The following is an 11,579-nucleotide window of genomic DNA, read 5'->3' as shown; positions in this document are numbered from 1 at the left end:
GAGCAGGGAGAAAAACCATGACGACGACACTGACGCCCCGGCCCGTCTTGCCGGCCGCCCCATTGCCGGCTGCCCCCTTGCTGGCCGCCCTGACCCTTGCCGCCGCCTCGATGCTGGCGGCATGTGGTGGCGGCAGCGGTGGTGATGATGGAACCGCAGGCCCGATCCAAGGCAAGAACACGGTCGATCCGGCCCAACTCCAGGGGCGCTGGGGCAGCGCTCTCGGAGGGAGAGACCCAATGACGGCCGTGGTCGTGCCCGACAGCGCCGATCAGGCCAGCGCCTGGATACTGAGCCACGATGCCCTGACGCTGGTCAAACTGACGCTGCACAGCGACGGCAATGCCAGCGGCATGTCGTATGCGCTGGACGAAAGCGATGCCACGGGCCAGGCGCAGACCGGCCAGGTGACCGCCAGGCTGGCGGAAAACCCGCCGCAGATGGCGCTCACGGGCCTGAATGCGCGCGCGGCAGCGAATGCGGCGGCCGGCGCGAATGCGGGCGTCGTGGCGTTCGACCAAAGCGATGCGATGAGCACGCCAGCGGTGCAGACGGACGCAGCCGGCGCCTGGCGCGCGAGCGCAGGCAATGGGAGCCGGCTGATCGACTGGACGGTATCCAACAGCGGGCAACTGACGGGCAGCCACACGAGCACCGGCTGCACCTATGACGGAAGCCTGCTGGCCATGACCAGCGGCAACAGCTTCAACGCGCAGTTCAACCAAAGCTGCCCGGGGGTCGGGGCCGGGGCGGCGCAAACCATTGCATTCAGCGGCATCGCGACAGTCAACCCGTCAAAGAACCGGATGACCGTCGTCGGCACCAGCGCCGACGACGCCCATGCGGTGGCGATCCTGTTCCAGAAGTAAGCGCGACCGGCGCCGGGGCCGAGCACCGGCCCGGCGCTGGTGGCCTATCTGCCTGAGTGCTGCCCGATGCCGGCCCTGGCATCCGCCAACCGGCCCAACACCAGGCCCAACACCGGCCCAACACCGGCCCCATCGGCCCCATCGGCCGCACCCCCTTGCGGCCTTGCGCAAAGCCCCGGGCTGCCCGCAACGCGGTTGGCCAGGGTCTTGGCGGCGATACAAAAACCTGCTGCAAAGCAACAGCTGTGCTGCTTTGTGACGGCGGCTCCGCAGACGGTTTTTCATCGCAACAATCCGCATACCAAGCGACTGGGCCGACCCGCTTTCCACCCGCCACGGCGGGACATGCGCCACAGCCCGGTCACTGGTCAGGGAGGTACGAACGATCCGGGCGCCACTGGCCCCTGAGCGCAAGTAACCATGGAGGGAGCGTGCGCCAGCCCACGCCGGGCCGGCGCACGAAACGACAACCAACACAGGGAAAGGACTGGAACGCCGCCAGTGCTTGCGCAGTCGCCATCGATCCGGGGTTCTGCTGCGCCGTAGCGCGGCCGATGGGCACTGACACACGGGATGCGTCCAGACAAGCACCATGGCCACCACCAATAGTGTCCTCAACGCCACGCTGTCCAGTTACCAACTCACCGCTGGTGTACCCGTCACCCTCACCATGACATTCGATCAGGATGTCCTCTATTTCGATCCTGGCGCCATCAAAGCCTCCATTGGCAAGGTGGGTGAGCCCACGTACAAGTCCAAGTCTGAACTCAAAATCTGGACCGCCACTTACACGCCTGCGGCCCACGAAATTAGCGTCACCCACTTCATCAGAGTGGAACTGTCCAAGGTGCACAACGTCAGAGGCACCGAGATCGGTAACACCTTCGTCAGAACCGCTGGCTTCACTGTGGCCCCGGCGCCGTTGACGCCGACGCTGATCCCCGACGGACCTGCCGCCCCCAAGGTCACTGACAACCAAATGGTGCTCAGCTACGTCGGAGGCGCTGGCCTGGACGATACCGCCTCGTTGACGACCAACGCCGGCTTTACCGTGAGCAGCGCCAGCCTCGGCAGCGCAGCCATCAGCGTCAACAGCGCCAGCGTGAATGCAGCAAACAAGACCATCACGCTGACCCTCAGCCGTGCCGTGGCCAACCTTGAGCAGGTGCGCGTCAGCTACACCAAGCCCGACAACGGCAATGGCGTGCAAGACAAGACGGGCCACGTCGCTGCCAACTTCACGGACCAGGCCGTGATCAACAACACACCAGACACCACGCCCCCGGTGCTGATCACCAGAGGCGCTGACGCCCCGAAGGTCAGCGGCAACCAATTGCTGCTCAGCTACGACGAAGCCAACAGCCTGGACTCTGGAGTCCTCATGGGCAGCGGCGGCTTTACCGTGACCAGCGCCACTGGCGCCCCCATCAACGTCAACAGAGCCAGCGTCGATGCGGCAAGCAAAACCGTCACGCTGACCCTCAACCGTGCGGTGGGCAACGGCGAGCAGGTGAGCATCAGCTACGCCATGCCCCCCAGCTCCTCCTTCAAAGTCGTGCAAGACGCCGCCGGCAACAAAGCGGCCATCTTCACGGGCCAGTCCGTGATCAACACCGCCGACACCACGCCCCCGGTGCTGATCACCAGCGCTACCGCCCCGAATGTCAACGGCGATCGAATGGTGCTCAGCTACACCGATGTCAACATCTTGGACGACACCGCCCTGCCTGGCAGCGCCGGCTTTACCGTGACCAGCGCCAGCCCCGGCAGCGCAGCCATCAGCGTCAACGGCGCCAGCGTGAATGCGGCAAACAAGACCGTCACGCTGACGCTCAGCCGACCCGTGGACAACGGCGAGCAAGTCAGCGTCAGCTACACCAAGCCCACCAGCGGCAATGTCGTGAAAGACGCCGCCGGCAACGCCGCTGCCAGCTTTACGGGCCAAGCCGTGAACAACGAGACACCGGACACCACGCCCCCGGTGCTGATCACCACCGGCACTTCCGTCCCCAAGGTCAACGGCACGCAATTGGTGCTCAGCTACACCGAAGCCAATAGCCTGGACCCTGCCGCCCTGCCTGGCAACGCCGGCTTTACCGTGACCAGCGCCAGCCCCGACAGCGCAGCCATCAGCGTCAGCAGGGCCAGCGTGAATGCAGCAAACAAGACCATCACGCTGACGCTCAGCCGCCCCGTGGACAACGGCGAGCAGGTCAGCGTCAGTTACACCAAACCGACCAGCGGCAATGTCGTGCAAGACGCCGCCGGCAACGACGCTGCCAGTTTCACGGGCCACACCGTAAACAACGAGACACCAGACACCACGCCCCCGGTGCTGATCACCACCGGCACTTTCGTCCCCAAGGTCAACGGCACCCAACTGGTGCTCAGCTACACCGAAGCCAATAGCCTGGACCCTACCGCCCTGCCTGGCAACGCCGGCTTTACCGTGACCAGCGCCAGCCCCGGCAGCACCCCCATCACCGTCAACGGCGCCAGCGTCAATGCAGCAAACAAGACCGTCACGCTGACCCTCAGCCGTGCCGTGGAAAACCTCGAGCAGGTCAGCGTCAGCTACACCAAGCCCACCAGCGGCAATGTCGTGCAAGACGCCGCCGGCAACGACGCTGCCAACTTCACGGACGAAACCGTAAACAACGAGACACCGGACACCACGCCACCGGTGCTGATCATCACCAGCACTTCCGCCCCCAAGGTCAACGGCACCCAACTGGTGCTCAGCTACACCGAAGCCAATAGCCTGGACCCTACCGCCCTGACGGGCAGCGCCGGCTTTACCGTGACCAGCGCCAGCCCCGACAGCACCCCCATCAGCGTCAACAGCGCCAGCGTGAATGCGGCAAACAAAACCGTCACGCTGACGCTCAGCCGACCCGTGGCCAACGGCGAGCAGGTCAGCGTCAGTTACACCAAACCGACCAGCGGCAATGTCGTGCAAGACGCCGCCGGCAACGACGCGGCCAACTTCACGGGCCACACCGTAAACAACGAGACACCAGACACCACGCCCCCGGTGCTGATCACCACCGGCACTTTCGTCCCCAAGGTCAACGGCACCCAACTGGTGCTCAGCTACACCGAAGCCAATAGCCTGGACCCTGCCGCCCTGACTGGCAGCGCTGGCTTTACCGTGACCAGCGCCAGCCCCGGCAGCACCCCCATCACCGTCAACGGCGCCAGCGTCAATGCAGCAAACAAGACCGTCACGCTGACCCTCAGCCGCCCGGTAGACAACCTCGAGCAGGTCAGCGTCAGTTACACCAAGCCCACCAGCGGCAATGTCGTGCAAGACGCCGCCGGCAACGACGCGGCCAACTTCACGGACGAAACCGTAAACAACGAGACACCAGACACCACGCCACCGGCGCTGATCACCAGCGGCGATGCCGCCCCCAAGGTCAACGGCACCCAACTGGTGCTCAGCTACACCGAAGCCAATAGCCTGGACCCTGCCACCCTGACTGGCAGCGCCGGCTTTACCGTGACCAGCGCCAGCCCCGGCAGCACCCCCATCACCGTCGACAGCGCCAGCGTGAATGCGGCAAACAAGACCATCACGCTGACGCTCAGCCGACCCGTGGCCAACGGCGAGCAGGTCAGCGTCAGCTACGCCAAACCGACCAGCGGCAATGTCGTGCAAGACGCCGCCGGCAACGACGCGGCCAACTTCACGGGCCAGACCGTAAACAACGAGACACCGGACACCACGCCACCGGCGCTGATCACCAGCGGCGATGCCACCCCCAAGGTCAACGGCACCCAACTGGTGCTCAGCTACACCGAAGCCAATAGCCTGGACCCTGCCGCCCTGACTGGCAGCGCCGGCTTTACCGTGACCAGCGCCAGCCGCGGCAGCGCAGCCATCAGCGTCAGCAGCGCCAGCGTGAATGCGGCAAACAAGACCGTCACGCTGACCCTCAGCCGTGCCGTGGAAAACCTGGAGCAGGTCAGTGTCAGCTACACCAAGCCCGCCACCGGCAATGTCGTACAGGACGCCGCCGGCAACGACGCTATTGACTTCACGGACCAGACCGTAAACAACGAGACACCGGACACTACGCCCCCGGTGCTGATCACCACCGGCACTTCCGCGCCCAAGGTCAACGGCAATCAAATAGTGCTCAGCTATACCGAAGCCAATAGCTTGGACCCTGCCGCCCTGGCAGGCAGCGGCGGCTTTGCCGTGTCCAGCGCCAGCTTCAGCATCACCCCCATCAGTGTCAACAGCGCCAGCGTGGATGCGGCAAACAAGACCGTCACACTGACCCTCAGCCGTGCCGTGGAAAACCGCGAGTCTGTGAGCGTCGGCTACACCAAGCCCACCACCGGCAATGGCGTGCAGGACGCCGCCGGCAACGCCGCTGCCAACTTCACGGTCGTGACCGTACACAACAACCCCCCGCGGCCCCCCAGTCTGATCGTCGGTGGCCCTGGTGCCCCCAAGGTCAACGGTCGTGAACTGGTGCTCAGCTACTACTTAGAAGCCAATAGCCTGGACCCTGCCGCCCTGACTGGCAGCGCCGGCTTTACCGTGACCAGCGTCACCGGCACCCCCATCACCGTCATCAGTGCCATCGTCAATGCGGCAAACAAGACCATCACGCTGACCCTCAGCCGTGCCGTGGAAAACCTGGAGCAGGTCGGCGTCAGCTACACCAAGCCCACCACCGGCAATGTCGTGCAAGACGCCTTCGGCAACAAAGCGAACGACTTCACGGGCCGGGCCGTGGACAACAAGACACCAGACACCACGCCCCCGGCGCTGATCATCACCGGCACTTTCGCCCCCAAGGTCAACGCTCGTGAACTGGTGCTCAGCTACACCGAAGCCAATAGCCTGGACCCTGCCGCCCTGACTGGCAGCGCCGGCTTTACCGTGACCAGCGCCAGCCCCGACAGCGCAGCCATCAGCGTCAGCAGCGCCAGCGTGAATGCGGCAAACAAGACCGTCACGCTGACCCTCAGCCGCCCGGTGGACAACCTCGAGCAGGTCAGCGTCAGTTACACCAAACCCACCAGCGGCAATGTCGTGCAAGACGCCGCCGGCAACGACGCGGCCAACTTCACGGACGAAACCGTAAACAACGAGACACCGGACACCACGCCACCGGCGCTGATCACCAACGGCGATGCCGCGCCCAAGGTCAACGGTCGTGAACTGGTGCTCAGCTACACCGAAGCCAATAGCCTGGACCCTGCCGCCCTGACGGGCAGCGCCGGTTTTACCGTGACCAGCGCCAGCCCCGACAGCGCAGCCATCAGCGTCAGCAGCGCCAGCGTGAATGCGGCAAACAAGACCGTCACGCTGACCCTCAGCCGCCCGGTGGACAACCTCGAGCAGGTCAGCGTCAGCTACGCCAAACCCGGCAACGGCAATGTCGTGCAAGACGCCGCCGGCAACGACGCGGCCAACTTCACGGACCAGTCCGTGACCAATGCGACACCGGACACCACGCCCCCGGTGCTGATCTTCTCCTTCCCTACCACTCCGAGCATCGACGGCAATCAAATGGTGCTCCGCTACACCGATGTCAACATCTTGGACGACACCGCCCTGGTAGGCAGCGGCGGCTTTACCGTGACCAGCGCCAGCTTCAGCAGCACCCCCATCAGTGTCAACAGCGCCAGTGTGGATGCGGCAAACAAGACCGTCACACTGACCCTCAGCCGTGCCGCGGAAAGATACGAGCGGTTGAGCGTCAGCTACACCAAGCCCACCACCGGCAATGGCGTGCAGGACGCCGCCGGCAACGCCGCTGCCAACTTCACGGGCGTGACCGTACACAACAACTCCTCGCCCCCCAGGCTGAACACCACCGGCGTTGACGCCCCCGTGGTCAACGGTCGGGAGTTGATCCTCTACTACTCGTTTTCCCTCGGAGACGTCAAAGCCCTGGACCCTGCAGCACTGACGGGCAACGCCGGTTTTACCGTGACCAGCACCAGCCCCGGCAGCACCCCCATCACCGTCAACAGCGCCAGCGTGAATGCGGCAAACAAAACCATCACGCTGACCCTCAGCCGACCCGTGGAAAACCTCGAGCAGGTCAGCGTCAGCTACACCAAGCCCACCACCGGCAATGTCGTGCAAGACGCCTTCGGCAACAAAGCGGACGACTTCACGGGCCAGGCCGTGAACAACAAGACACCAGACACCACGCCCCCGGTGCTGATCATCACCGGCAATACCGCCCCCAAGGTCAACGGCACCCAACTGGTGCTCAGCTACACCGAAGCCAATAGCCTGGACCCTGCCGCCCTGACGGGCAGCGCCGGTTTTACCGTGACCAGCGTCACTGGCACCCCCATCACCGTCACCGGTGCCATCGTCAATGCTGCAAACAAAACCGTCACGCTGACGCTCAGTCGTGCCGTGGAAAACCTGGAGCAGGTCAGCGTCAGCTACACCAAGCCCGCCACCGGCAATGTCGTGCAAGATGCCGCCGGCAACGACGCGGCCAACTTCACAGACCAGTCCGTAAACAACGAGACACCGGACACCACACCACCGGCGCTGATCACCACCGGCGATGCCGCCCCCAAGGTCAACGGCACCCAACTGGTGCTCAGCTACACAGAAGCCAATAGCCTGAACCCTGCCGCCCTGACGGGCAACGCCGGTTTTACCGTGACCAGCACCAGCCCCGGCAGCACCCCCATCACCGTCGACAGCGCCAGCGTGAATGCGGCAAACAAGACCATCACGCTGACCCTCAGCCGCCCGGTGGATAACGGCGAGCAGGTCAGCGTCAGTTACACCAAGCCGACCAGCGGCAATGTCGTGCAGGACACAGCCGGCAACGACGCGGCCAGCTTCACGGGCCAAGCCGTAAACAGCGAGACATCGGACACCACGCCCCTGGCGCTGATCACCACCGGCACTTCCGCCCCCAAGGTCAACGGCCCCCAACTGGTGCTCAGCTACACCGGAGCCAATAGCCTGGACCCTGCCGCCCTGACGGGCAATGCCGGTTTTACCGTGACCAGCACCAGCCCCGGCAGCACCCCCATCACCGTCGACAGCGCCAGCGTGAATGCGGCAAACAAGACCATCACGCTGACCCTCAGCCGCCCGGTGGATAACGGCGAGCAGGTCAGCGTCAGTTACACCAAGCCGACCAGCGGCAATGTCGTGCAGGACACAGCCGGCAACGACGCGGCCAGCTTCACGGGCCAAGCCGTAAACACCGAGACACCGGACACCACGCCCCCGGCGCTGATCACCACCGGCACTTCCGCGCCGAAGGTCAACGGTCGTGAACTGGTGCTCAGCTACAGCGGAGCCAATAGCCTGAATCCTGCCGCCCTGACGGGCGACGCCGGCTTTACCGTGACCAGCACCAGCCCCGGCAGCACCCCCATCACCGTCGACAGCGCCAGCGTGAATGCGGCAAACAAGACCATCACGCTGACGCTCAGCCGACCCGTGGACAACGGCGAGCAGGTCAGCGTCAGTTACACCAAGCCGACCAGTGGCAATGTCGTGCAGGACACAGCCGGCAACGACGCGGCCAGCTTCACGGGCCAAGCCGTAAACAGCGAGACATCGGACACCACGCCCCTGGCGCTGATCACCACCGGCACTTCCGCCCCCAAGGTCAACGCTCGTGAACTGGTGCTCAGCTACACCGGAGCCAATAGCCTGGACCCTGCCGCCCTGACGGGCGACGCCGGCTTTACCGTGACCAGCACCAGCCCCGGCAGCACCCCCATCACCGTCGACAGCGCCAGCGTGAATGCGGCAAACAAGACCATCACGCTGACCCTCAGCCGCCCGGTGGATAACGGCGAGCAGGTCAGCGTCAGTTACACCAAGCCGACCAGCGGCAATGTCGTGCAAGACGCCGCCGGCAACGACGCGGCCAGTTTCACGGGCCAAGCCGTAAACAGCGAGACGCCAGACACCACACCACCGGCATTGATCACCACCGGCGCTGCCGCCCCCCAAGTCAACGGCGACCAATTGGTGCTCAGCTTCAGTGAAGCGAACCACCTGGACGACACCCACAAGCCGGCCCCCGGGGACTTTACGGTATCGGTGGATGGGCAACCCAACGCCGTCCGCACGGTCGCCGTGGATGCAGCGGCCAAGACGGTCACGCTGACGTTGGCCACCCCCGTGGCCAATGGCCAGGCGGTGGCCGTTGCCTACGCCGCCCCGACAAGCGGCAACGCGGCCATCCAGGACGTTGCCCAGAACCACGCGCCCGGCTTTCCGGCCCGTGCGGTGGATAACCACACGCCGGCCCTCTCCGTCCCGCCGACACCCGTTGCACCGACACCCGGCGCGTCAGCGCAGGACAGCGACAAGGACGGCCAGCCCGACACCATCGAAGACCGGGTTCCCGGCCTGCCCGGCCCCGATGGCGCAGCCCCGGTGATTGGCGATGGCAATGGCGATGGCATTCAGGACCGCATGCAGTCGGCGGTGAATTCGACCCACATCGCGTTCAGCCCCACCGGCGCCAGCAATCCGGCAGACGCGCCGGCCACCTTCGTCACCCTGGTGGGCGATAGCCAGGACGGCAAGGTAAGCCCCGACAGCGATGCACGTATCACCCGCCTGGCACAAAAGGATGCCCCGGTCCTGCTGCCACAGGGGATGCAGATGCCCATCGGACTGCTGCATTTCGATGCGACGCAGACCATCGCAGACAGCAGCCAGCCCTTGAGCCTGAGCCTGTATGTCGACCCGGCGGTGCTGAGCGTCAACGGCATCTGGGTGCAGAACGGCAGCACCGGTGTCTGGACGAACCTGGCCAGCGCGCCTTACGGCGGCAAGATGGTGATGGAGGGCGACCGGCTCAGGCTGGACTTCCATCTGCCCGCTGGCGCGCATTTCGATGCGGACGGCACGCCCGATGGCGTGGTCACCGTCAAAGCCGAGGTTGCAGTGGCGCATATGTCGCTGTCCATCGTCGGGCAGGCGCCCGATGCGGGGCACGGCGGGTTCTGGTTCTGACGCCAGCGTTGGTGCCCGCCGGGGTGATTGGCTTTGCCAGGCAAGCGCGGTGCCCGCCGGGCCGGTGCCGGCCTATCTGCCCGATGGCCCGATGGCGGCCTGCTTGCTGCCCGATGGCGCCCCGATCGATGGCTGGCGGCGCAGGCATGCCATGCGCTACCGGCCCATCGGTCGGCCCCATCGGTCGATCACCATGCGCGGGGCGCTGTGGCCTGGCTTTGTTGCGGGGGCCATGCCGCTTGCCGTTGCAGTGTCGCTTGTGCTTGCAATTGGTGCTTGTAATTGGTGCTCGTGCTGGCACGCGGCGTCCCGGCGCGGTGGTGATGGCACATCGATGGCTTGTGCGCAAAACCGGTCTGCCGTGCCCGAACCTGCCGCAGGCCGGTTCCCGGGCGTTCTCAACGCGCCAGAAAATCCACCTGCCCGGGCCGTCCCGGCAGGTTCAGCGCGGCCACCGGTGCCGGGCTGCCGGCGATTTTTTTGCCGCGCCGGTAGACCGCCAGGCGCGCTGCGCGCAGGCGGATGGCTTCCGCCGGGGTGCGCGCATGCAGCAGCACCAGGTCGGCATGGCAGCCGGGCGCCAGGCCATAGTCTTGCAGGCCGAGCAGCCGGGCAGGGTGGGTGGTGATGGCGTCAAAGCATTGGCGCATCGCGCTCTGGCTGGTCATCTGGGCGATGTGCAGGCCCATGTGGGCGGCCTCCAGCATGTCGCCGCTGCCGCCGCCGTACCAGGGGTCGAGCACGCAGTCGTGGCCAAAGGCCACCGTCAGGCCGGCGGCCATCAGTTCGGGCACGCGGGTCATGCCTCGGCGCTTGGGGTAGCTGTCGTGGCGGCCTTGCAGCGTGATGTTGACCAGCGGGTTGGCGACCACGCCCAGTTGCGCCTCGGCCATCAGCGGGATCAGTTGGCTCGCGTAGTAGTTGTCCATGCTGTGCATCGAGCACAGGTGCGAGCCTGTCACCCGGCCATGCAGGCCCAGGCGCCGGGTCTCGAAGGCCAGGGTTTCGACATGGCGCGACTGCGGGTCGTCGCTCTCGTCGCAGTGCATGTCCACCCGCTTGCCTTGGGCGGCGGCCAAACCGCACAGCAGCCGGATGCTCTCGCTGCCCTGGGCGCTGGTGCGCTCGAAGTGGGGAATGCCGCCGACCACGTCCACGCCCAGCGCCAGCGCGCGCTGGAGGTTGTCCAGCCCGCCGGGGGTGCGCAGCACGCCGTCTTGCGGGAAGGCCACCAATTGCAAATCCAGATACGGCGCGACGCGCTGGCGCACCTCCAGCAGCGCGTGCACCGGCAGCAGGTCGGGGTGGCTGCAGTCGACATGCGAGCGAATCGCCAGCAGCCCGCGCGCCACGGCCCAGTCGCAGTATTGCAGCGCGCGCTGCACGATGCTTTCATGCCGGAGCCGGGGTTTGAGCTCGCCCCACAGCGCAATGCCTTCGAGCAGCGTGCCGCTCTCGTTGACCCGTGGCTGGCCGTAGGTCAGCGCGCTGTCCAGGTGGAAATGCGCATCCACGAACGGCGGGCTGACCAGCAGGCCGCCGGCGTCCAGGCGCTCATGCGCGGGGGCTTGCAGACCGGCGCTGACGGCGCTGATGCGGCCGTCCTGCACGGCGATGGAGATGTCGCTGCGCCCGTCGGGCAAGCTGGCGTGGGTGATCAGCAGGTCGAGCATGGTGGCGGCCTTTGGTATGGCTTGGGGTCTATCGGGCTTTGGCAGGGGATTTTG

The 11,579-nt window shown here is 65.6% G+C and carries 3 protein-coding genes; 2 read left to right on the top strand and 1 reads right to left on the bottom strand.

Going from position 1 to position 11,579, the window contains the following annotated elements:
• Positions 1-17 precede the first annotated feature (17 nt).
• Together VEIS_RS21445 and VEIS_RS21440 are read left to right on the top strand one after the other, a co-directional pair.
• Positions 18-869 (top strand): hypothetical protein, encoded by an 852-nt coding sequence (locus tag VEIS_RS21445; protein WP_011812120.1) that lies wholly within the window; start codon positions 18-20, stop codon positions 867-869.
• A 592-nt stretch (positions 870-1,461) separates the two neighbouring features.
• Positions 1,462-9,852, top strand: a complete 8,391-nt coding sequence (locus VEIS_RS21440; protein WP_011812119.1) for a SwmB domain-containing protein — start codon at positions 1,462-1,464, stop codon at positions 9,850-9,852.
• 398 nt (positions 9,853-10,250) lie between these two features.
• Here the strand turns inward: VEIS_RS21440 and VEIS_RS21435 are convergent, their stop codons facing one another.
• Complete coding sequence (locus VEIS_RS21435; RefSeq protein WP_011812118.1) at positions 10,251-11,525, bottom strand: amidohydrolase family protein; 1,275 nt, start codon at positions 11,523-11,525, stop codon at positions 10,251-10,253.
• Between the last annotated feature and the right edge of the window lie 54 nt (positions 11,526-11,579).

Source organism: Verminephrobacter eiseniae EF01-2 (assembly GCF_000015565.1).
Taxonomy (GTDB): Bacteria; Pseudomonadota; Gammaproteobacteria; order Burkholderiales; family Burkholderiaceae_C; genus Acidovorax; species Acidovorax eiseniae.
Note: the sequence above shows the minus strand (reverse complement) of the source record. Positions and strands in the feature narration are given on the sequence as shown.